Genomic DNA, 23,327 nt, shown 5'->3' on the forward strand with positions numbered 1-23,327 from the left:
AAAATAACGTTGAAATCTCAATTACTCTCTGCTGGATTATTGACACTTCTGGCGACAATTCCAAGCGTTCATGCTGCACCGCCTGAGCCTGAACTTATTTTCAACTGCGAACTCACGAACGGAAAATACGTTATCGTCCGTCTGGATAACGATGTTCCTACTTATTATTACGGCTCACTTGAAAAAGTAGAAATGACTCTCCCCCAAAATAAGGGAGACAAAACTCAGGTTCGCCTGGGTGAAATGACGTTCTCGGGTGGAGGCGCTTATTATTATCGTTTCATCAATGGCAACTACAGCTATGTTGTTTATAGCGGTACGGGAAAAGGATGGGATTATACCGGCCTGAAAGTATATAAAAACCAAAAGCTCATCATGAAAAAAGAGTGCACTAATGGGGGTTTTTTACCTAATGAATATCGCGGTCAAGACCTCGTAAAAGAAGCGGACACCGGTGATGATGCAACATACGGTTATGTTGATTAATACATAATTTTCAGGATGGTAAAATATAATGAGCCGTTACTTACACTGTAGCACAGTATTCGCATGTCTTTTATTCGCTGCTCCAACTCATGCGATTGAGATCTGGCACTCAAACACCGTCTGGGCAAATCAAGGGATGTGCAGCGCCACTTTCACGCTGGACAGTGGCATGGAAAGCGTTGGTTCGTTAGAGATAGGCTTTGACCTCGTTGATGCAGAAAATAACCTTGTAGCTCATGATACTTTGCAGGTAGACCCATTCGGCGATTCTGATGCCACGCGATACCAAACGGCTTTCGCCGAAGGCGAGCATTATTGCGAAAGCAATCTCACGCTGCGCCTGACGTCACTGGCATTAGTTAACGGAAAGACCAAACAGCCTTTACCTCTCAGTTTGCTTACACCAAGGGCATTTATTCCATTCCCTATCATTAACCCGCAGGCAGATCACTAATATGTCTATAGACGCTGAAGCAAACTCAATACCTGACAATAATGGACCTGGCCTTTGCTTTTTGTTATTACTTATCTTTGGCGGGTTTGTTTTCTTTATACCTGCAAGCGTTGTGGTCGCCTTCCCGGCCGTTCTCGCCGGTTCCTTCCTGTATTTTATCTGGTATCTTATTTCGGAAGGGCATTTAGGCAATATTCTTGGCAGTATGATCGTCAGCATGATACTTATGGCTATCGCCGCAGCTATTCCTGTCATTGGCTGGATATTGTTACTTCTGTGGATCTTCTACAATATTGCGAAAGCCTTTGAGACGATAAAAACATTACTTCCCGATGCGCTCTTTAGCGCTGTTCTCTATGGATGTTTGCTCTTTCCCGTTATCCAGGAAATGGCAATGGACGGGGAGAGCAACATGGCTGCCACTATCGCTTGTGGTGTCGTGTACGTGATAACTGCAGGGCTTTATTGTTCCAGGTTAACGCAGCTGGCAACCAACACTAAGCAAAGTATTTTCTATTTTTCAATTATGTGGCTTTCGGTCCCACTTATCGCACTTCTGATCGTCTCGATTGTGGCATCCTTGCGCGCGGCATTCAGAACCGTGCTGACCCCGGTGCAGACCGTGGTCAAATCCCCGCAAAACGTATCAGCGCATATGCGAGGCGGGAGCCATGTCAACGCTTACACCCGAACTGTGACCACCATTCAACATAGCGTGACCTCCCAGACGCTTCCGGGGATGGGAGCTGTTGGTGCCTCTATGGTTGGTTCCGTATCGGAGGCAACGATAACAACACCACAACAGCCACAGCAAACCTTGCCAGCGCTGGAACACAAACCAGCCGGGGGTGAATTAACACAGTATGCGACGAACAAAGACCACAATTTTTACCGCTACGACAATCTCAACGCGAAAAAAATAATCAATTTCGTCCAGGCGGCCAGTCATCGTCAATCGCTGCCTCCTCTCACGGAAGATGCGATCCTGTTCTACTACGACGAAACGGTTTTCGGCCAAGGGGATCATGGTGTGGTATTAACCGATGACGGTGTTTATTGCGTGTTGGGAAAATTGTATGAAACTTTCTACGCCCGCTTCAGCGAAGTCAGTAGCGTAGTCATAAAAGGATCCTTTAATAAAAAAATTGTCCTGCATATGAAGAATGGCCAGAAACATAATATTGAACTGACTCAATCAAATGCCGGGGCAAAAAAAATCTACGAACTTATCAGCATCGCAGCCCAGAATTAAGTAATCCTCCAGGCACCCGCTCAACGGGTGCCTTTCAGACTTCCGCATGACACATTCTGACAGTTTCACGCTTTATCGTTATCGCCATATTTACAGCGGCTTATATCGTTACGTTAAGAGAGAACTGCCATGAGGCCTGAAATGAGCGATTTCACTGAACTGCCGGTCACTGGCTTTGTTAAGACCACAACAGCGGTCTACACGCGTAAACAGAACCCCTCGGTATTCTCGCCCGTGGCGAGTGAACTCCCTGCGGAAAGCCAGCTGACGGTGCAGGCTGCGGTGATGGGGGATGCGGTGGAAGGCAACGCGCACTGGTATCGCATTGATGAGGATACATACATCTGGGCGGGGGCATGCACACGGCTCGATCCTTACCCGGCGTTTCCGCCAGGCATGCGAACGAACTGGATGGCGGTGGTGTTCAAGGTACGCTAGATCCGGTGTAGGTCGGGTAAAGCAAAGCCGCCACCCGACTCAAACACGCCGCGAAAACTTAATCCAGCTTCAGCTCGTCATAATGGGTAATCAGTTTACCCACGATGCCGTAGTCCAGCGCTTCTGCCGGAGACATCCAGAAGTTGCGATCGGTGTCTTTTTTCACTTTTTCCAGCGGCTGGCCGGTCGCGTCGGCGATCAGCTTGTTCACGCGATCCAGCATGCGGATGATCTCGCGCGCTTCGATCTCAATATCCGTTGCCTGACCGCGCACGCCGCCCAGCGGCTGGTGGATCATAAAGCGGGTATTTGGCAGCGAGTAGCGGTGCTCTTTTTTCGCCGCCAGGAAGATGGTGATCCCGGCGCTCGCCACCCAGCCGGTGCCGATGACGTGAACTTCCGGGCGGATGAACTTGATGAAGTCGTGGATGGTATCGCCCGCTTCCACGTGGCCGCCCTGGCTGTTGATATACAGCTTGATCGGATCGTTGCTGACGCTTTGCAGCAGGATCATCTGGGTGATGACCTTCTGCGCCAGCTCCTGGTTGATCTCACCGGAGATCACAATCGAACGGGACTCCAGCAGTTTTTGCTGCAGAGCGCCCGCGCCGTTTGACCCTTCCGCTTTATCCTTGTCGCTTTCTTTCAGTGTGTAGTGCATTGTTATTTCCTCAGCTTGTCGCGCTCAAAACCAGAGTGTAGCCTGTTTTACCGGTGAAAGTCCTCAGGCGCACACAATGCGAACATCCTGCGCCGCAAACGCGTCGAGAACGCTCTTATCCATCCCCTCTGCCACCACCAGCACATCAATATCGCGGCTCTTTGCTACCACATAGCGCGCCACGCCGGGAAGCTTGTCGGCAGTCAGGGCCACGATGGTCTGATTACTCTGGGCGATCGCGGCTGTTTTGAACGCGCAGTCGGCAAAATCAAACCCGGTAAGCCCCATATCCGGATCCATCGCGCAGCCGCCGATAAACGCCTGATCGAATATAATCCCCTGGATCTGGCTTGCCGCCGTGGCGCCTACCGTACCGCCGGACGTCCGCTGGATCTGCCCGCCGGTGATGATCACCTCGCACAGCGGATGATGCAGCAGCTCCGCGGCAATCGCCGGGGAGTTGGTGACCACCGTGACGCTGAGATCAGCCGGGAGGGCTTTCGCCAGCGCCAGGTTTGTCGTTCCCGCGTCGATATAAATACAGCTGCCAGGCTTAACCAGCGCTGCTGCTTTCTGCGCGATTGTGTTCTTTTTTGCACTTATTTTCTGTTCGCGGCTGAAAAAATTACCCGCATCCGGCAGCTGAAGCACCGCGCCGCCGTAGACCTTTTTACAGACTCCTTCTTTGCTAAGCTCATGTAAATCCCGGCGAATGGTGTGCTCAGAAACGTTCATCTGGCTCGCCAGTTCAGCGCACACCACCCTTCCGCTCTTCTGAAGGATCTGGCGGATCCTGGCTTGTCGTTGCTCCGGAAAAGCAGCATAATCGAGCATAGAAAGTCCCTGTAAAAGTCTAATCGAGTATCAATGCGCATAATGTTGCACAACCGCGCAACACAAACAACGAGGGTTATGATGAATATTGCACATGTCGCACTCTGGACCCGCAGCCTGAACGCCCAGGTTCAGTTCTGGGAAACGGTTTTTAATGGCCGCAGTAACGAACGCTACGTCAGTAAAAATCGTCCCGGTTTCGAATCACACTTTATTACGCTGGATAACGGGCCGACCATCGAGCTGATGACGCTGCCGGATCTGCCGGATGCTCCTGCCCACCCGGAGTTTATCGGCTGGGCGCATATCGCCATAAATGTGGGCAGCAAAGCAACGGTGGACAGCATGGCGGAGCAGGCTCGCTCAGGGGGTACGTTACTCAGCGCACCGCGCATGACCGGAGATGGATTTTATGAAGCGGTCATTGCCGATCCGGACGGAAACCGGATTGAGCTTGTGGGTGAGTCCACCGGTTAAGCGATCGTCACTGTTCTGTACAATGCAGAAAGGAAACGCCCTCGATTTTTATCACATATTTTGGGGGCTGGAAATTAAGGCTTATCACGTCTTATGATGCCCCTAAACAAAGGGGGCATCCAGGATGAAGGCCGATTTTCTAAAAATCATTAACCGTAAATTTTTCATTGCCATTATAACCTCGTCCACTTTCGTGACAGGGTGTACATTTAGCGTCATATGGTTCTATCTCGCTAACATTGATCGGCTGGATATACTTTATGATGCGCTGAGCGTGACTAGCGCCCTCGGCATTATATTTGGTTTCACTCTGCTTTCCCTGTTCGGCTTCAGTATCGTTATATTTATTTCGTCTTTCTTACTGTATTTAATCTTCTTATCGAATGAACAATCCTTAAAGCATTATGATGGTTTACCCTCACGACTCGCGAATGTGAGTCTGGTAAATAGCATCATGATTTGCATTGTGTTTATCAGTAGCATGAGTGTTTATTATTTTCTTAACTGGAACGGACCTGGCGTTACAATAGTGGCAATCGGTCTGCTTCTGTTAACGACATGGAGTATGTCGAGATGGCAAATTTTCACCCCTGCGTATGTTAAAATTGATGACACGCTGGAAAAGAAATACCTTAAAACATGGCCGATTAAGTTCGGGTTACCTGCGTTATTGCTCATTCCTGCGTGTGTTCAAGTCCTCCCTCTTCTGTTCGTGACCAGCCAGCATGATTTTAACAGTGAAACGAGCATGCTCGCGCAATTAGCCATTTTCACCGGACTGTCAGTGGTCCTGGCCGTGGTCGGCATTTTCCCTGGGATGATCCTCGTAAGTGAACAGAAAAACATCATCCAGATGATAACGACAATAGTGATTGTCATTCCGGCCCTGGTGTTTCTGATGACGATTTTCTTTAGACCCACTCCGAACTTGATTATCAACATGACCCTCAATCTTTCAGGCATCAGTGACTGGCGTACTCACCAGTATTACATCGAGACACAGACGCATCCACACGCCATGTTTGACGGAGCAACGTGGAACACCCGTTACTATAAAGATATCCCGTCAAGATTTTTTATCACTGGGGTAAATATCTTTTCACTGGGTAATATACAGCTCATATGCCCAGACCAGATTAACGCAGCGAGATCGGCAAGTCTGAAAACAACGGCGGATGATTTCGAGGCTTATGATCTCCGTATTAAAGCGCTGAAGCGAACAGCCATGAAATGTATCCCATTCAAAAAAGAACAGATCCATCAATGGGATTCACCGATCTCCGAACCTGTATTTTATCAAAAAGTAAAATCGACAAGCAGTAATAGCATTCTGGATCTCCTGAAGGAGATTAAACCGCCACACGCATCGTAATATAAGAGAGACCAGACACCTGCCAGGCCGGTGTCTGGCAGCATTAATTTACCTGCATAGGACGAAGGCCCTGCTCTTCGCTACCCCGCTCCCCTTCCCTAATCAACCTGCGCGCCGCCAGCAGCCGACAAATCTCCGCGTGCTTCTCCTCGGTAAAGGTAAAGCGCGACATAAAGCCCATTCGGATCAGCGACCCTATCGCTGGCAGCAGGCAGATCCCGAAGAAAAGCCCCGACAGCACGCCTTCACTCTGGATTTGCGCCTGCGGCACGTAGCCAATCATCGTCAGGAACACGCCGATCAACCCGCCGCCTACCGCCACCGACATCTTGCCGGTAAAGGTCTGGCCGGAGAAGGTGATCGCCGCGCAGCGCTTGTGGGTGTGGTACTCCGCGTACTCGATGGTGTCGGCAATCATCGACGAGGTGAGGATGTTGGTCATCATCACGAACAGCGTGCTCAGGCCGAGCAAAATAAACAGCATCGTCGCCTGCTGATACCCGACAAACCACATCACCACGCGCACCGCCACGTCCAGCCCGCAGAGGATCATAAACAGCTTCCGCTTCTGCATCCGCCTCGTCAGCATCGGGGCGACCAGGCACAGCACCGCCGCGACAATCCCCATCACGCCAATCGCCATCTGCAGGCTGCCGTCGCCCAGGTTGTTGATAAAGAAGTAGATATACAGACCGCCCGCAACGTTGTGGAACACGCAGAAGAAGAACGACAGCAGGACGATGAACAGCGGCTTGTTCTGGCGCAGGTTGTGGAAGGTGTCGCGGATGGTCACCTTTTCCGGGCTCGGCGGCACGCGCTCTTTGATCTGCATAAAGCCGTTGAGCATCAGCGGCAGGCCCACCAGCATCATCACTAGCGCCGCCATAAAGTAGCCTTTATCGTTGCTGTACTGGGCGAAGTAGGCCGCCAACTTCGGGAAGAAGATGTTGGCGCAGGCAATCCCGGCGTTCACCCCGAGCATCGCCGCCGTCACCGCGCGGGTGCGCTGCCCGGAGTCGTTGGTCATTACCGACGACATCGACCAGAACGGGATATCGGAGATGGCGTACAGCGTCCCCCACAGGATGTAGGTCACGCCGGCGTAGAGAATTTTGGTGGTCATGTCCGCTTCGATTTTATAGAACGACAGCAGCGTGACGCCGGTGATCAGCAAAGGGGCGATCAGCAAAAAGTGGCGAAACTTGCCGAACCGGCTGTTAATGGTGTCCATGATGCTGGCAAACAGCGGATCGTGAACCGCGTCCCAGGCGCGGGCAATCAGGAAGATGGTGCTCGCCGCCAGCGCCGATATCCCTAGCACGTCGGTGTAAAAATAGTTAATAAACGAACCCACTAAACCAAAGCTAAAACACTGACCTAAACCATAGCCAAAATAAGACCACAGCTCGCGAGACGGTATTTTCATTGTCGTTGCCATTGTTAAATGCCTGCCTGGTTGCCCGGCGGTGGACCGCCGGGTCGATATTATTAGTCCTGCGCCTGCGGGGCGATCTTGCGCAGCTGCTGCATCAGGGCGATTTCACGGCGCGAGAACGGAATGCCGTTCTCCTCAAACACGTCGTGGAACCAGAGGCGGCAGTAGTCCGTGGACTCCTTCATCACCACCGGCCACGGCAGCCACGTCTGGGTTTTGCCGCGCACCAGCCCCCACTGGTACGGCGCGACCTTCGCCGCGTACATCAGCGGGAGCTGCTCTTCGATGGTGCTGCCCACGTGGCGCGCCAGCCATTCGGTGCAGAACAGCGGGCGACCGAGCTGTTGCAGCTGCTGGATAATCGCCGTCATGCGCCCGGTGTGGGTGTAGGCGTGGAAGCTCACCACGTCCGAGAGCGCCAGCGCGGTCTGGTCCAGCGGATGCCGGAAGAACGTCTCGCCCTCCTCTTCAGGCGGCAGACGCCACGCGCAGACTGTGAGCGGCTGGGTAGGGTCTTCTTCACGCACCCACTGGAACGCGAGCTTCATCAACTCGTGCGCGCAGGTCTCCAGCTTCGCGTCGTACTGCACCTCCTGCGTGCCCGTCGCGAAAATACCGCGGTTGCCCGGCTCGTTATAGAGATCCCACAGCAGCACGCGCTTATCCTCGCGGAACTGGCGCACAACGTCGCGGATATAGCGCTCGATCTGCGGCCAGCATTCAGGATCGCACACCCTGTCGCGCCCCGGGCTCGCCGCCGCCTGGCTGTTGTGCTTGCCCGGCACCGGCGGCTTTTGCGGGCCGAGGTACGGCTCGTCGCCGGAGAAACCGCAGTCGTCCATCAGGGTCAGCATGGTGCTGAAGCCGCGGCCGTCGGCAATCGTCAAAAAGCGGTCGATGCGCGCCATCAGCCCGTCGCGGTCGTGCTCCCAGACGATAAACGGCAGGTTGATGCGCAGGGTGTTGTAGCCCGCCTCCGCCGCCCAGCCCAGCTCGCGCTCGATAGTGGCGGCATCGAAGGTCTCTTCCTGCCAGATATCGGTCCAGTTCACCGCCGTCGACGGCAGATAGTTAAACCCGCACAGCCAGCCTTTTTGCTCGTACCACGCCTGTGCCTGCTCCCTGCTCCACTGCTCTTTCATTACGCGTCCTCTTACTGATAATATTTAGCTAATAAATATTAGCTGCAGGATGAATGCGCAAATCACGGCGTTGAGAAAAGCGATGCCCCTCACAAAGTTCACGCTTCGATGAATGAGAAACGTGATCGACGGCGCGTAAGCGTGCGGTTAGGGTATGATGCGAAGTCGCGAAAGGGAGAGGACGGATGAAGCGAAAAACGAAGGTAACGATGAACGATATTGCGCGGGCGGCGGGCGTGTCGCAGGCGACGGTATCGCTGGTGCTCAACCAGTCCCGGAACATCAAGCTCAGCGACGACACCCGCCAGCGGGTGATAAGCGTTGCCACCGAGCTCGGCTACGACCGCCTCCCCGCCGTTCACGCCCCGCGCAACCAGGAAGAGATCGCCCTGCTGGTCAGCTCCATGCAGAGCTTCGATCCGTTTATCGACGCCATCAGCCAGGCGCGGGAAGCCGCGTGGCGCAATGAAACGTTGCTCACCGTCTACGACTACGGCGACGACATCGAGCTGGCGCTAAACATCATCCGCCAGCTGGAGAAGCGCAACTGCATCGGGATTATCCTTGCCTCCCCGGTCACCACGCTGGTCGACATGACGGCGTTTCAGGACTGCACCCGCATCCCGCTGGTGCTGCTCAACCAGCGCGACCCCGGCTCGCCGCTGCTGCCGTCGTTTATCCCGGACGACTACGCCAACGCCTTCCAGGTGACGAAACACCTCATCGCCTGCGGGGCCACGCGCATCGCCCACATCACCGGCGAGAGCTGGATGGAGGCCTCGCGCCAGCGTCTGGCGGGCTACCAGGCCGCGCTGCAGCAGGCCGGACTCGCGTGCGACGACGACCTGGTGCGCCAGACCAACTGGCAGTTCAGCGAGTCCTTTACCGCCACCACTGCCCTGCTGGCACTGACCGAGCACCCGGACGCCATCTTCTGCGCCAGCGACTGGCTGGCGATTGGCTGCTATCAGGCGCTGGCGGTGAACGGCGTGCGCATCCCGCAGGACATGCTGCTGGCGGGCTACGACGACCAGAAGATTTCCGAACAGCTCACCCCGCCGCTGACCAGTATTCAGTTGCCCTACAGCGAACTGGGACGGCTGGCGGTGGAGTACCTGTGCAATCAGGAAGATGCCGCCACACACGTGACGCTGGCGGGCAGGCTGAAGGTGCGCGCCTCAAGCCTCGTCTGAGGTAAACACCATGCCCGCATAGGGCTTCTCGCGACACGCCGCCAGCCTCGCGGCGAGGCTGCCCACGTGCAGCTCCAGCTTGTGCCCGTCCGGGTCGAGAAAATAGAACGACGCCCCCTCGCTTTTGTTCTGCTTCCAGACGGTGACGCCCGCCTGCTCGAGCCTTTGCGAGAAGGGTTCAAAATCCTCCTCCGCCACGGTAAACGCGTAGTGGGTGTAGTCGCTCTCCTGCGGCGGCACGTACTGGCGCGCCTCGTCGTACGACAGGCAGACCCACAGATCGCCGCAGGTGAGATAGGCCCCGGTATTCCAGCGGGCGTGCAGGGTCAGCCCCAGCAGCTCGTGCCAGAAGGTGACGCTTTTTTGCAGGTCGCTGACCGCGAGGGTCAGATGGTTGAGGGATTGCAGCATGACGTGCCCTTTTGTTTTTCGCGCCGGACGTGATACGGTAAAAGCATGAACATAAACCACGCCGTGCTCACCGTAAACCGTTGGTGGCTGCCTTCTTAAAGGCGGCACGGAGTTGTTTTCCCCATTTTCAGATAGCCGCCGAAAGGCGGCTTTCACATTTCTAAGACCCCTTTCGGCAACTGCACATTAAGGAGTCTTTATGAACGCACCCACCATCCTCACCGGCGACCGCCCAACCGGCCCGCTGCACCTCGGCCACTACGTCGGATCGCTGCGCCAGCGCGTGGCGCTCCAGCAGACGCACAACCAGTTTGTGCTAATCGCCGACCTGCAGGGGCTAACCGACAACGGCAGCAACCCGCAGAAGATCCGCGACAACATCCCCGAAGTGCTGGCCGACTACCTCGCCGCCGGCATCGACCCGAACCTGACCACCATCTGCCTGCAGTCCGTCCTGCCCGCCCTCGCCGAGCTGACGATGCTGTATATGAACATCGTCACCGTTGCCCGCGTGGAGCGTAACCCGACGGTGAAAAACGAGATCGCGCAGAAGGGCTTCGCCCGCTCGCTGCCGGTCGGGTTTATGGCCTACCCCATCAGCCAGGCGGCGGACATCACCGCGTTTAAGGCTGAGTGCGTGCCCGTCGGCGACGACCAGCTGCCGATGATTGAGCAGACCAACGAGATTGTGCACAAGATGAACAGCCTGCTGCCCGCCCCGGTGCTGCGCCACTGCAAGGCGATGCTGAGCGACACCAGCCGCCTGCCCGGCATCGACGGCAGCGCCAAGATGTCGAAATCGCTGGGCAACACGCTGCACCTTTCGGCCAACGAAGAGACCATTCACCGTGCGGTGAGCGCCATGTACACCGACCCGAACCATCTGAAGGTGAGCGACCCGGGGCAGATTGAGGGAAACGTGGTGTTTACGTACCTCGACGCATTTCATCCGGACAAGGAGAAAGTGGCGGCGATGAAGGCGCACTATCAGGCGGGCGGTCTGGGCGACCGGACGTGCAAGAACGAGCTGGAGGGGTGTTTGCAGGAGCTGATTGCGCCGATGCGGGAGCGCAGGGCGATGTACATGCAGGACAAGGGCGAGTTGATGGCGATGCTGAAGCGCGGGACCGAACGGGCGCAGGGGGTGACGCAGGAGACGTTGAGGGAGGTGAAGGTTGGGCTGGGGGTGCCGGTGTTTAGTTAAGTTAGAAATAGCGGTGGAGTGCGTGGGAAGAGTACGAAGCCGCTAACTCGATTATTACGGAAATAAACGAGGCGCAATAAAGTATTAAATCCATTATTAGCCAATGTCGTTTATCATTCTTCCAATAATGCTATATTCATGGATTCTTTATATGTTTAATGAGCGGCGTAAAATGATATGAGCAAGTTTATTATTTCCATGCTGAATACGTTACTGTGTGTTTTTGTAATTGCACTGTGCCTCATTTGCTTAGGTATCTCTGATAACTGGAAAGAATGCACTCTAGCTACAATCATTATTTTAGGAGGCACACACCTTACTTGTGTTTTACTGAATCGTGTATTGCCTCATAAGTTATCTATCCTAGAAGGAATACTGGAATTATTGGGAGGACCCCTATTAGTTATAGGCGCACTTGTATGCTTTGATTTATTCGAACCCTGGCCGCTAAAAATCATTGGAATGTTTGCGTGGATTGTTTTGATTTTCTTTGTACCTTCAATAATAGGGCCAAGACGTTAACTCGGTCTATTAATGAATGTCTACGTCATTTCTGTACCAAAGGAATTCAACATAATGCACCCCACTCTTTCGCAGGTTATAGAAGTTGTACGTCAGTCATCTGGACATCATCGCAAGCGCATTGATGAGAACACCCTAATCGAAGCCGACCTTGATATCTGCGGCATGGATGGCGATGCCCTGATTGAAGGCTGCGAGGAAGCGTTTGGCGTTACGCTTGTCACTGAAGAAGATGGCTATGAGAAAACTTTTTCCCTCGTTGAAAACGAGTTTCTTTTTAGCACCGAGGGCATAGATTACTTCGGTATCTGCCGTTTAATTCGCAGGCTACGAGGCATTCCCGAACCTGTGATACGCGATTTAACCGTTGGCGAGCTTCATGCTGTGCTGGTTAAGGCAGTGAAAGAACAGGTAGATCATCATTGAGTTATTTTTAGCATAGCGGGCATGTGCTCACATGCCCGTCATACTGGCTTGAAGTTTAAACAGCCTGCCCACTTCCGCGCTTAATCACCGGAACATCACCTGTATCATTCAGCGCTCCCGGAAAGGTCCTCAGCCACTGCGCGACTTTATGTTTATTTATATTCACCACGCTCATACCCTCCAGGCATCCCCATAATTCTCTTGTATGCTGCGGCGTAATCACAATGCAGTCTTTCATGGCGCGGATTTTTACGGGCATGCCGTTGATAAAGCCCGCACGGGTTAACCATTCGCCGCCCAAAAGAAGATATTTCATATCAATGCGCGCATACAGTTCGCAACAGGCGGCACTGTCTTGCGGCGTCTCCGCACGGGGATGGACGGGTGCCGCGTTGGTCTGGTTGCCGTGAAGACGGCGGGCGCTGTTTTTGCGTACCAGCTCGCGGTTTTCAATCATGCCGGTGAAAGCGTCTGATTCTGTTTTGCAAACAGTAAACTCTGGCTTAAAATTCGTCGCAGCCATTTTCAACTCCATCTTAGTTGGTTGTGGTTAGCGGTATGGGGGTGTTGCAGCACCTTCATATCGCGAATTCTGTCTTTAGATATTCCTTGATACTTCCTTTGCCGTTCGGCGTAATTTCTGGTGCTCATTATATAGGGCTGAATATAAATACAGCGGTTTGGCGTGGGATAAATTTGAAAATTGCGAGGAGTATTCAGGAAATGAAATCAGACGAGTTAAAGCCAAATTCCAATGCAAGGTTTTGTTTCTAACTCATTGGAAAGCCTTTCGAGAAGAGAAAGTACAGTAAAGCACTCTTTTTTGTTTATAGCTCCTGAAGGATATTTTTCTTCTTTTCCGGGTCCAGCTTCGGCCAAAGACGTACCAAAGAGGCCAGTTCATCATCTTCTGTATAGAAGTATGCTACAGGCACTTCGAGAACTTTAGCGAGATGTCGAACGACTTCAATGCTTGCCTGGTGAACCCCTTTCTCGTAGCGGTTGATACGCGCGCTCGCTGCAAACTCATCTATGCCAGCCAAAATACCCAGGTTTTTTTGCGATAACGCCATGTCTAAGCGCACCTCTTTGAGGCGTCGACTGAAGAGCTGATTGTGGGGATTGGATGTTTTCATAACTACGATAATCGTAGTTAATGTCTAAGGAAGATACTACGTTTTACGTAGTGCAAATACTAGATTGATTTTTACGTAAGAATTTCAAAAATTCTCGAGCACTCTCGCAAAACTACGTAAAACGTAGTTTTTAGAGATTCCAAAAAGGCTACGAATAACGTAGTTTTTTGTTAGTCAACTTCCCACAAGGAGATATGAAGAATGGTTTGGTACAAAGCGTGCGTTTTAGCTGCTCTCAAAAAGGAACGAGATTTCGCTCGCCACCTTCGGTCTCAGCGCCTGCACAACGATTAACGCTCTTAAGAGACCGTGACACAAAGTAAAATTCTTCTTTGCAGGATCAGTTGGCATCAATCCTGAACTCATATGGCCACGTCGTAACTTTAAATCTGCGGATTGAGGCTTACATGGAAGAAGAATCAAGCACAGCAAAGAGTTACGTCAAATCATACGTAAATCTTTAACAATTCGTGTTTTATCATCGTAAAAATTTCGTTCTAAGAAATTTTTACGTAAAATATAACGTAATTGCGTCTTTAAAACAGGGACTAGAACATGGCTAACTTTGATGCAGATTATTGCTACTCTTTCCCCGCAGTGAGGGGCGTCCAGGCTGGACGACCATTCTATATCGCCACTTGCCCTATGCGCATCATTCCGAAGATCTTCAGTTTCGATGAGACAGACGTGCCGCCGGAGCTTCGCGCTCAGCGTATCTTGAATAAATCACGCATCCCAGAGATGGTGCGTTACTTACTTGAAAACCCTAAAGATTACGTATTCTCTGCATTAACTGCATCCATTGCGGTCGATGTACAGTTTGACGAGTTCGAAAACTCCAACAATCTTGGAACGCTTCGCGTACCAATGGATGCGCAAATTCTTATCAATGATGGTCAACATCGCCGTAAGGCTATCGAGGATGCCCTTTCGGAGCGTCCTGAATTAGGGCAGGACAACATCCCCGTATTGTTCTTTGTTGATGAAGGTTTAAGGCGTAGTCAGCAGATGTTTGCTGACTTGAATAAATACGCAATACGCCCCAGCCCATCATTATCCGCGCTGTACGATCATCGCGATGTAAGCTCGAACCTTGCTCGCTATCTTGCTATGTCTATCGAGCCCTTTATTGGCCTTACTGAACTTGAGAAATCGAGTATCAGTTTGCTTTCCAATAAACTGTTTACGCTAAGCAGCATTAAACAGGCAACACGCGCCCTGCTTGGTAAAGACCCTAAAGTAGGCAGCATTGAGGACAATACGCATATCGCTACGCTATACTGGCAGGCTATTTTCAAAGTCATGCCAGACTGGCAGCTTGCTGCACGCAAAGAAGTATCTCCGGCACAGCTCCGCCAGGATTATGTGCATGCCCATGGTATCGGTTTGCAGGCTTTAGGCCTTCTGGGCCGTTCACTACTGACTGAAGAACCTGAGCACTGGCAGGAAAAACTTACGAAGCTAAAAACCTTTGACTGGCGTAAAAGCAATCCTGAGATGATTAAGCGCGCAATGCAGCATGGCAAACTGAGCAAAACCGGCACCGCCATTCAGCTAACTTGCAACGCTTTAAAAACTGCGCTGTCTCTCCCCCTTTCTCCTGAAGAAAAAGAGCTTGAAGCTCAGATGGTTGTATCATGAGTACATTAACTCAGGCCTATGATCTGGCCGACTATGAAGATTTCATAAACGAAGAGCAATTTGCTGGACGTACTCTCGCTGATTTTGTCTCTGAAGTTCAGCGTGTCTACCGCGCAGATAAACGCCCTTGGGTGATTGGCTATAGTGGCGGTAAAGACTCGTCAGCAGTCATTACTCTTGTTTATCTGGCGTTGATGGGTCTTCCGCCGGAAATGCGTACGAAGGATGTGTTTGTCGTTTCCTCTGACACGCTCGTAGAGACGCCGGTTGTAGTTGACCTCATTAAAAAAACGATGCTCCAGATTGAAGCTGGCGCTAAGCGCGACGGCTTACCGATCACACAACATGCTGTAACCCCAAAAACCAACGAGACATTCTGGGTAAACCTGCTTGGTAAAGGCTATCCAGCGCCTACCCGTAGTTTCCGTTGGTGTACAGAACGCATGAAAATCAACCCGGTAAGTGACTTTATCAAAGATAAGGTCAGCCAGTTTGAGGAAGTTATTGTCGTTCTTGGATCGCGCAGCAGTGAAAGTGCATCACGTGCTCAGGTTATTGCAAAGCATAAGATTGACGGCTCGCGCCTTGCACGCCATACCACTCTTTCGAATGCCTTCATTTATACCCCAATTGATACCTGGGATGTTGAAGACGTATGGAAATTGCTGCGTGGTGCATTCAGATATGCGCCTGATGATATTGATGAGTGGGAAAGCCCTTGGGGTGGCAATAACCGCCCGCTGTGGACTCTTTACATGGATTCCTCAGCTCAGGGTGAATGTCCGCTAGTTATTGATGACAGCACGCCTTCCTGTGGTAACTCCCGCTTTGGTTGCTGGACATGTACCGTCGTCACAAAAGATAAAGCGATGGAAAGCTTAATCCAGAACGGTGAAGAGTGGATGTCGCCACTTTTGAAGTACCGCGATCTGCTGGCATTCACTACCGATCCAGTAAACAAAGATACCTACCGCAACTATAAACGACGCACAGGTAAAGTAAGCTATCAGTATGCGAAGGATGGCGAGGAACTTACAGCTGAGCGTAAACATGTGCCAGGTCCCTACTGGCTTAAGTATCGCCAGGAATGGTTGAAGGAATTGCTGACGATTGAGCGTGATATGAACGCCCAAGGTCATACTATTACATTAATCACAGAACCAGAGCTTCATGCCATACGCCAGCAATGGCTAAAGGATCCCAACGAGCCTGACTGGTACGACACATTACCGGGCATTTATCGTGGGGTTTATGGCAAGAATTTGGACTGGGTTATAGACGATCAATCACGTTTCGACGCCAGCGATGCAGAACTTCTCGAGCAAATTGCCCAAGGATTTGATGTTGTCCCTGAAATGGTTATGAAATTAATCGAGCTCGAAGTTTCAATGGAAGGCCTTAGCCGCCGCCAGGGGATCTTTGACAAGCTAGGGACGATCCTCAAGCAAGACTGGGGAAGTCTTGAAGAGATCAAACAACAGCAGGAAGCTTTGCAGAAACGTAATGAGCGTGATGTTCATCAGGAAGAAGTGGCAAGCATAGAAGCTGAACTGCAAATGTTGCAGCGAAGAATTGCCGAAGTCAGCGAACAAAACCTGCTTACCAGTGAGGAAAAAGAACGTGTTAATTAAACAGCTGGTACTGCGTAATTATCGGGTTTTCAATGGAACCCATGTTATCGATCTGGCCCCTAAAAAACGACAGAACGACGATAACCCCCGTCCTATCGTTTTGTTCGGTGGGTTAAACGGCGCAGGTAAGACATCAATACTTTCCGCTATACGCCTGGCCCTTTACGGTCGGCTTGCATTTGGTTCAACAACTCAGCAGCAAGAGTATGTGGAAGAGCTTAGTGCTCTGGTGCACAACGGCTCAACTTTGGGTGAACAGCCCGATGAGGCCTCAGTCGAGCTTATTTTTACCTACAACAAAGGTGGTCAGGAGGCTGAATTTACCGTTACCCGCACCTGGCAAAAAGGTAAGCGAGACAAACTGTCCTTACAACAGGATGGCAAACTCATTGAAGGACTTGGCTATGATCAGTGCCAGGGTTTCTTAAATGAGTTAATCCCCCACGGCATAGCCGATCTTTTCTTCTTTGATGGTGAAAAAATTGCTGAGCTTGCCGAGGACGAATCGGGAAATATCCTCCGTACTGCTGTGCGTCGCCTGTTGGGTCTGGATCTGATCGAGAAGCTCCGAAACGATTTAACGATTTTCGTAAAGCGCCAACAATCTGGTCAACTGGCTGAATCCCAACAGCAAAAGCTGCTCGAACTTGAAAAACAGATTAAAGAATTTTCCTTCAAGACAGAGCAGATACTTGAAAAAGCTGATTTCGTTAAATTGCGTATTGACCTGATCTCCAAGGAAATTGTTCAGAACGAGACCCTTCTAAATGCACAAGGGGGGGCTTTTGCTCAAACAAAAACCCAAGAGAAACAGAAGGTCGAGACGCTTTTAAAAGAAAAAGAACGCCTGGAAAAAGCGCTTCGCCATGAGTGTGACAGTTCACTACCATATGCTTTAGCTCCAAAAACTCTGGGTCGTTTGTTAGAACAGATTAGTGCTGAGACGCAAATAAAACAGGCAAATAGCTTCGAAAAGGAATTGAATCAATTCCTTACGCAACTCAAAAGCGACATATCCTTCCGTTCAGGAAGCACAGGTAAAATTGCTGCTGAGGCTATAGAAGATAACCTTAAAACATATCTTGCTGATAAACCAAAAGGTGAATTGCTGTTTGACATATCTGAACGTGAAGCTGGGATGATTCAGCAGGCCATCGAACAGGATAGTAAGAAAGCCTGGCAACGTTTCGATCTTTATCGTAACCAGCTGGCAGAGGTAGAAGAACAGTTAGAGCAAGCCGCAGCAAACATCGCCAGGGCACCGGAAGATGATCAGCTGATGGATATTTTTGAAAGACTCCGTGACCTGGATCGTCAACGTGAAGCTAAGCGGCAGGAGTATCGCTCATTGCTTGAAGAAGCAAAAAATACCAAACAACATCAACTTGATTGCGCTCGCCAGGTGCAAAAGGCTCACGATGCGGCGCGCAACCAGCACAGCTTTAATAGCGCTTTCAATAATGCACAAGAGACCATCAGCTTGCTTGATCGTTATAGTGAACTGTTAACGCAGGCGCGAGTAAAAACCCTCTCATCTAACTTTGAAGTTGCTTACCGTAAATTAGCCAGAAAAGAAGATTTGCAGCTGAATGCGCATATCAATCCAGAAACCTTTGATGTTGAACTGGTGGATGAGAACGACAAAGTTATTAACCGTAAATTACTCTCCGCTGGAGAGAAGCAAATTTATGCGATAGCGATTCTTGAAGCACTAGCTAAAACATCTGGGCGAGATCTACCTGTCATTATAGATACTCCTCTAGGACGCTTAGATTCTCAGCATAGAGATAAACTTATCAATCATTATTTCCCATATGCAAGTCATCAGGTCGTGTTGCTCTCGACTGATACAGAAGTGGATGAAAGGTATTTTGTGGATCAACTTAGAGATGATATTTCTCATGCATATGAAATCGTATTTAATGCTCGAACAAAGTCATCTGCACTTAAACCAGGCTACTTCTGGGAATTAACTAAGGAGGCAGTATAATGCTCCCGAATAGAATGCAACTAAGTCGTCAGACAGAAGAACAACTAAAAAAACTGAAAGGCTATACTGGTATAACACCAAATATATCTGCAAGATTGGCATTTTTTCGATCTGTAGAAAGTGATTTCCGTTACACTAGCGCCAATTCCAACAAAAAGCTTGATGGTTCTCTAGTTCTAGATAAAATTACTTGGCTTGGAGAAACATTACTGCTAACAGAGCTTGTCCTTGCAATGCTATATCCTAAGCTAGATAAAAAAGATTATATCAAAGCCTGGGCTGCTCATGTGGAAGATGGAATTTCGAGCTTAAGAAACCATAGAAGTCTCAAAGAGTTTTCAAGAAGTATTTAAATAGAAGCCACCTCTGATGAGGTGGCTTGCATAAAAAATCAATATATTTAAACACTAATAACTTTCAGCATTTACACATTGTTTTGTCAAGTTTCCAAATAGAAGTGGCTAAATCCGTGAGAGCCTCGCACCTATAAAAAATCTGTTCTTCACTCCACTCATGAAGCTTTGAAATAGTTCTCGCACCATGAAATTCTGATGTCGAAAGGATTTTTTTCTTATCATCAAAAATAGAGTTTTTTATTTTCCTATTTTTACCTTTTTCGAGAAGAATAGTATTGCCAATAGAATTAATCCATCTTGGATAAGGTTGACTAAATAAATTCATCCCTTCCCCCCATGAATCACAATTTTTTGGTAAAACATGTTCAAGATCGACTTCTAAAAAATCGGGTATAAGTGCCTTCGTAGAACCTAAATGAAGTTCTATTTTGCAAGCAATATATTTGAGGATAGTTGAGCTTTCTGTTTCGTAATTTGAAAAGCTTTCTTTAAACGAACTTTGCACCTTTTCGATTAACGGTAAAAAACCCTCAAGAATTTGGTCATTACTCTTCCCTGACTTCATATCAGTTAACATTTTTTTGAATAAGGAGTCAATTTCCCCTATCCCATAATCACAAATCGTCACCCAGCGGAACAAGAGATTTAGAGATAACTCTGACAGTCTTTCCAGAATAGATTCATTATTCTTCATGGCATACAAAAAACATGGAAGATGAATTGTATAGCCTAAGAGATTCATTTCAGCCACTTTTTCTGCCCATTTACCACTAGTATTGATTTTAGGCCAATTTAAATTAGACTTGTTTTTTAGTTTATCAAATGAATCGGCATTATTGATTAAATTACTTAGGAACTTCCTTGTATTGGCCTCGTTATTTCCGATTGTTTTTCTAATTGTTTTATATAACGTTGCCTTAGTAACATCCATAGACTCATAAGCATTCCAATATACTTTTATATAATCTACAAAGCTGGCAGGAACAACTTGTATTTTCTTTACAAGATCATCCCATTCACTTAAAGCAGCATCTTGATAATTATTTGAAACATTACTGAGGATTTTATTTTTAAGTAAATCAGCAACTGATAAATCCATGCCTTTTGAGTTCAAAGATTCAAAAATAACATAAGCATCAAAATCGTCTTCAACTGTAATTGTTACAAACTTAAGCTTTGTAATTATGAATCTGAAAAACTTCTTCATTTCATTTAACGAATCACTTCTTCCAAAAAAATCTTTCCTAATTTTATCTTGAAAGAATCGTTTTGCTTTGGTTACTCTATTAGATTTATTACTAATATTAGTTGTAACCTCTCTAAGTGAGATATCTAATGCATCTTCAAAAAATTTCGAGTCTTTATTGTTTGCTCTTAAATAATAATCATCTTGTTTAATGTGTCTATTTACACTTGCAAACAAAGAATCAGCAATATCCTCTCTTTTTTCGTAGGAGCAATTTAGATCATTCTCTGAAATGAGACCATCAGAAACCAACTTTGAATAATCCTGAATAACGGAAAGAAGCAACATAAAACTAATTGTACGTTGCTGACCATCAACAATGTCATAGTGAGTTGTATTTTTTTCTCGACTAGCCAAGAGCAAAGTGCCCATGAAATATTCTTTTCCATCACTATACGATGTAATGATATCATTCCATAGTTCAGTTAGCTCATTATTTGAAGTCCAAGAATAATCCCGTTGATATCTTGGTATAAAATAACGCGTATCTAATCCATAAAATATTTGCTCTAAATTCTTACCATCAGCTTTAATATTCATTCTCGTCCCTTATTACAATAATTTAGTTTAGATTGAGTCAATTTCAAAAAAAGAGGGGTAATATTTGTAGTTCTTTTTAAACTCTAAAACCTCTTCTTGATTAAATATTTTCTTATCAAAAATTAAATTATTATCACCAGGCATTTTTTCCATGAGATATCTTATTTCTTTATTAGTTAAATTCGGTACTTTAATCTCATATGAACAATCACTATCTTTATAGAAAAATAATTCATTAGCTCGGCAGTTTTCAATTCTCGCTTGTTCACTAGAGTTAAAAATAACAAAACTTAAAGTTGACATTCTAGCACCGTCAGCATAATCAAAGTAAGCAACTTGTTGAAGTTTGAACTTATCTTTATCTAAAATAGATATATTACGCTTAGAAAGCACACTTTCAATTTGTGAAATAATTACTTGACGAATAAATTTAGAAAATTTAATTTTATTTGTCCACCCACGCTCATCAAAACCTCCTGGGATAAATTGCTTACCAAAAACCTCTTCAAATTTACGTCTGTATAACTTGTCAACATTCCTTCCGAAATGTTGAACAAGTTCTTTTTCCCTATAGGGTTCAGAATTATAACTCAACGTGATTATACTTCCACTTGGTAAGCGCTCAACAAGAGTTGACAAATCAGTCAACATTGTTTTTGAAAATGCTGAGTCGTAATCCAGCCAAACTATCGATTTTTTTGTAAGGTTTAATTTTGGCAAAACTTCATTTGAATGACCAAATTCTAACTTCACACAATCATATGGTTTGTTAAATACATACTTTTCTTTAAATCGAGTATCACTCTCAATACTTGTCATATCTTGGATATTGAGATACCTGTGAAACATTATAAAATCAACAAAATACTTTGAACCGAAACCAATATACTGATAGTCAGAAAAAACACCGACAGGTGAAAGACGGACAAAAATATCCCTGAGCATTTTTCTCTCAATATTTTTCGCCGCCCGAATGCTATAATTGATAATATTTCCAGAATTAGCCATTTTGCAGCTCATATTTCATGTAATATTTAAACGTTTCTACACCAACTTCCTTATTCGTTGTAACATTTAATGCTTCTTTAGCCAATTCAAGATCTTTCTGCAAGATTGTATATTGTACCACTCCCACCTCAGGGAGTAATTTTTTTTCTGCCGCATCAGGTCTTACAAAATCCGTATCTTGTTCAACTTCAAACAACTGAATATTATTAGCATTATCTATTGCATTATTCAATGGCCTAATATCTATAGCACCATCTCTAAATGCCATATCCTCTTTCATTCTTTCCTTTAAGAAGGATATCACAGGCCTTGCTGCAACTTTCATTTCATGCAATGCCGCTCTATAAACAGCATTATCTCTGTCTATTCCTGTTTTAGTTGTTGTCCATGGAAGCTTACTTGAATCTTCACAATTAAACTCAACAACCCCTCTGAAATATGCATAATCAGGATGATACTTTGGAATGCCATCAACTTGCCATCCAGTAATATTACTTTGTTCGGCAAATTCAACTAAGCGACCATTACATATAATATACCACCCACCTTCTTCTAGACTTCTAGAGGAAACCCCTGCCATGACATTAACTGAAACTCCGTTAATATCAATTAACTTCCTATAAACGCCTAGTTCGGGTGACGAAAGAAACGTCAGTTCATATTTGGATATTTTCGCTCCATTTAAATTAATATTCATGCCTGAGTTGATGCTTTTGAAATGCGCAACTGAAATTTCATGACTCAAAGAGTTGATAAAAATAGCCTGATTTAATTGCTCATTGATTTCTCTATATAAGTTGCTTACAGAAATTATTGTTTCACCGTCATTTAAATGATAGTCGGCCTGAGACTCATCATAAATAATATCAAATGTCCACTCTTCATTCTTTTTCCATTCATCAACATCTATATTAATACAAAAATATTCATTATTTTTCTTAGATGCCACATGGAAATTCCTCCCTAGTTTGAAAAGAGTTCTTTTCATCCCAACACCAAATTGTCCAACTGAATTTGGTGTTGGAGGACTTTTTTTTGACCGACCAAATCTAAACGCATAATCTTTAGCAGCATTAATATCCATACCGCCACAATTATCAAAAATAATAAACTTATTATCTTCTATAGTGAGTGTGACATCGGCAAATTTCTTGTCATTTTTTCTGGCGGCATCGATGCTGTTATCAATAAGATCCAAGATAGCTCTATCTAATGCGATATCTCTTGTTAACATATCGATGAAAAATTCCTTAGTAGGACTGGCATCAATTTGTTCAGTCATCATAATCTCCTGAAAGTGCGAATCAACTGTAATAAAAATATTACCTTAGTTATCAATGGATAGAGATTAACTCCATTAACATTAGCAACGCAAATACAATATGTACAAGACTGGGTTGTGTCACACTAGTTGTAAAATGAGGTGAGAATAAAAAACCCGTTATTTCAATAGGTTATACAGTATAATATTG

At 47.4% G+C, this 23,327-nt stretch carries 23 protein-coding genes; 13 read left to right on the top strand and 10 right to left on the bottom strand.

Annotation, left to right across the window (positions count from 1 at the left end; genetic code table 11):
• Positions 1–9 precede the first annotated feature (9 nt).
• The 4 genes from ACOTZB_RS10295 (at position 10) to ACOTZB_RS10310 (ending at position 2,630) form a co-directional block, all read left to right on the top strand.
• Positions 10–486 carry a hypothetical protein gene (locus ACOTZB_RS10295; RefSeq protein WP_421627067.1) on the top strand — a complete coding sequence of 159 codons (477 nt, stop codon included), beginning with the start codon at positions 10–12 and terminating at the stop codon, positions 484–486.
• A 28-nt stretch (positions 487–514) separates the two neighbouring features.
• On the top strand, positions 515–940 hold the full coding sequence (locus ACOTZB_RS10300) for an IrmA family protein (RefSeq protein WP_421627068.1): 426 nt from the start codon (positions 515–517) through the stop codon (positions 938–940).
• Between the two features lies 1 nt (position 941).
• Positions 942–2,192, top strand: a complete 1,251-nt coding sequence (locus ACOTZB_RS10305) for a hypothetical protein (RefSeq protein WP_421627069.1) — start codon at positions 942–944, stop codon at positions 2,190–2,192.
• 141 nt (positions 2,193–2,333) lie between these two features.
• Positions 2,334–2,630: an SH3 domain-containing protein gene (locus ACOTZB_RS10310; protein WP_421627070.1), complete on the top strand. Its 297-nt coding sequence runs from the start codon at positions 2,334–2,336 to the stop codon at positions 2,628–2,630.
• A gap of 58 nt (positions 2,631–2,688) precedes the next feature.
• Here the strand turns inward: ACOTZB_RS10310 and ACOTZB_RS10315 are convergent, their stop codons facing one another.
• Together ACOTZB_RS10315 and ACOTZB_RS10320 are read right to left on the bottom strand one after the other, a co-directional pair.
• Entirely contained in the window at positions 2,689–3,291 is a 603-nt protein-coding gene (locus ACOTZB_RS10315) for an ATP-dependent Clp protease proteolytic subunit (RefSeq protein WP_008501342.1), read from the bottom strand.
• A 63-nt stretch (positions 3,292–3,354) separates the two neighbouring features.
• On the bottom strand, positions 3,355–4,125 hold the full coding sequence (locus ACOTZB_RS10320) for a DeoR/GlpR family DNA-binding transcription regulator (protein ID WP_421627071.1): 771 nt from the start codon (positions 4,123–4,125) through the stop codon (positions 3,355–3,357).
• Between the two features lie 81 nt (positions 4,126–4,206).
• Between ACOTZB_RS10320 and ACOTZB_RS10325 the strand changes: the two genes are divergently transcribed.
• Entirely contained in the window at positions 4,207–4,602 is a 396-nt protein-coding gene (locus tag ACOTZB_RS10325; RefSeq protein WP_193805126.1) for a VOC family protein, read from the top strand.
• Positions 4,603–4,726: 124 nt separating this feature from the next.
• Positions 4,727–5,974, top strand: coding sequence for a hypothetical protein (locus tag ACOTZB_RS10330; RefSeq protein WP_421627072.1), 1,248 nt, complete (start codon positions 4,727–4,729; stop codon positions 5,972–5,974).
• A gap of 43 nt (positions 5,975–6,017) precedes the next feature.
• Here ACOTZB_RS10330 and ACOTZB_RS10335 read toward each other — a convergent pair whose 3' ends face one another.
• Together ACOTZB_RS10335 and ACOTZB_RS10340 are read right to left on the bottom strand one after the other, a co-directional pair.
• Entirely contained in the window at positions 6,018–7,412 is a 1,395-nt protein-coding gene (locus ACOTZB_RS10335) for an MFS transporter (RefSeq protein ID WP_421627073.1), read from the bottom strand.
• A gap of 50 nt (positions 7,413–7,462) precedes the next feature.
• Positions 7,463–8,551 (bottom strand): cellulase family glycosylhydrolase, encoded by a 1,089-nt coding sequence (locus tag ACOTZB_RS10340; protein ID WP_421627074.1) that lies wholly within the window; start codon positions 8,549–8,551, stop codon positions 7,463–7,465.
• A gap of 185 nt (positions 8,552–8,736) precedes the next feature.
• Here ACOTZB_RS10340 and ACOTZB_RS10345 point away from each other — a divergent pair, with 185 nt between their 5' ends.
• On the top strand, positions 8,737–9,744 hold the full coding sequence (locus ACOTZB_RS10345; protein ID WP_421627075.1) for a LacI family DNA-binding transcriptional regulator: 1,008 nt from the start codon (positions 8,737–8,739) through the stop codon (positions 9,742–9,744).
• Here ACOTZB_RS10345 and fosA read toward each other — a convergent pair.
• Entirely contained in the window at positions 9,730–10,155 is a 426-nt protein-coding gene (gene fosA / locus ACOTZB_RS10350) for a FosA/FosA2 family fosfomycin resistance glutathione transferase (protein ID WP_047718350.1), read from the bottom strand. The two genes, ACOTZB_RS10345 and fosA, sit on opposite strands and share 15 nt — an antisense overlap.
• Before the next feature lie 199 nt (positions 10,156–10,354).
• Between fosA and trpS the strand changes: the two genes are divergently transcribed.
• Both trpS and ACOTZB_RS10360 read left to right on the top strand, forming a co-directional pair.
• Entirely contained in the window at positions 10,355–11,359 is a 1,005-nt protein-coding gene (trpS, locus tag ACOTZB_RS10355) for a tryptophan--tRNA ligase (RefSeq protein ID WP_421627076.1), read from the top strand.
• A gap of 576 nt (positions 11,360–11,935) precedes the next feature.
• Entirely contained in the window at positions 11,936–12,307 is a 372-nt protein-coding gene (locus tag ACOTZB_RS10360) for a hypothetical protein (RefSeq protein WP_421627077.1), read from the top strand.
• A 55-nt stretch (positions 12,308–12,362) separates the two neighbouring features.
• On the opposite strand, the gene ACOTZB_RS10365 is transcribed toward ACOTZB_RS10360, so the two are convergent.
• Positions 12,363–12,830, bottom strand: coding sequence for a SymE family type I addiction module toxin (locus tag ACOTZB_RS10365; protein WP_421627202.1), 468 nt, complete (start codon positions 12,828–12,830; stop codon positions 12,363–12,365).
• A 304-nt stretch (positions 12,831–13,134) separates the two neighbouring features.
• Entirely contained in the window at positions 13,135–13,443 is a 309-nt protein-coding gene (locus ACOTZB_RS10370; protein WP_421627078.1) for a helix-turn-helix domain-containing protein, read from the bottom strand.
• A gap of 555 nt (positions 13,444–13,998) precedes the next feature.
• Between ACOTZB_RS10370 and dndB the strand changes: the two genes are divergently transcribed.
• The 4 genes from dndB to dndE are packed head-to-tail and all read left to right on the top strand — an operon-like array spanning position 13,999 to position 19,058.
• Positions 13,999–15,084: a DNA sulfur modification protein DndB gene (gene dndB, locus ACOTZB_RS10375; RefSeq protein WP_421627079.1), complete on the top strand. Its 1,086-nt coding sequence runs from the start codon at positions 13,999–14,001 to the stop codon at positions 15,082–15,084.
• Positions 15,081–16,715, top strand: coding sequence for a DNA phosphorothioation system sulfurtransferase DndC (gene dndC, locus ACOTZB_RS10380; RefSeq protein ID WP_421627080.1), 1,635 nt, complete (start codon positions 15,081–15,083; stop codon positions 16,713–16,715). Before dndB ends, dndC begins: the two co-directional genes overlap by 4 nt.
• Positions 16,705–18,705, top strand: coding sequence for a DNA sulfur modification protein DndD (dndD, locus tag ACOTZB_RS10385; RefSeq protein ID WP_421627081.1), 2,001 nt, complete (start codon positions 16,705–16,707; stop codon positions 18,703–18,705). Before dndC ends, dndD begins: the two co-directional genes overlap by 11 nt.
• Positions 18,705–19,058: a DNA sulfur modification protein DndE gene (dndE, locus tag ACOTZB_RS10390; protein WP_421627082.1), complete on the top strand. Its 354-nt coding sequence runs from the start codon at positions 18,705–18,707 to the stop codon at positions 19,056–19,058. Before dndD ends, dndE begins: the two co-directional genes overlap by 1 nt.
• Positions 19,059–19,122: 64 nt before the next feature.
• Here dndE and ACOTZB_RS10395 read toward each other — a convergent pair whose 3' ends face one another.
• The 3 genes from ACOTZB_RS10395 to ACOTZB_RS10405 are packed head-to-tail and all read right to left on the bottom strand — an operon-like array spanning position 19,123 to position 23,140.
• Positions 19,123–20,847, bottom strand: a complete 1,725-nt coding sequence (locus ACOTZB_RS10395; RefSeq protein ID WP_421627083.1) for a DUF262 domain-containing protein — start codon at positions 20,845–20,847, stop codon at positions 19,123–19,125.
• Between the two features lie 27 nt (positions 20,848–20,874).
• Complete coding sequence (locus ACOTZB_RS10400) at positions 20,875–21,855, bottom strand: O-methyltransferase (RefSeq protein ID WP_421627084.1); 981 nt, start codon at positions 21,853–21,855, stop codon at positions 20,875–20,877.
• A complete protein-coding gene (locus ACOTZB_RS10405) occupies positions 21,848–23,140 on the bottom strand; it encodes an ATP-binding protein (RefSeq protein ID WP_421627085.1) in 1,293 nt (430 codons plus the stop codon). Before ACOTZB_RS10405 ends, ACOTZB_RS10400 begins: the two co-directional genes overlap by 8 nt.
• Between the last annotated feature and the right edge of the window lie 187 nt (positions 23,141–23,327).

Origin of the sequence: Enterobacter cloacae complex sp. SHL020, assembly GCF_049236945.1 — a bacterium.
Classification (GTDB): domain Bacteria; phylum Pseudomonadota; class Gammaproteobacteria; order Enterobacterales; family Enterobacteriaceae; genus Enterobacter; species Enterobacter dykesii.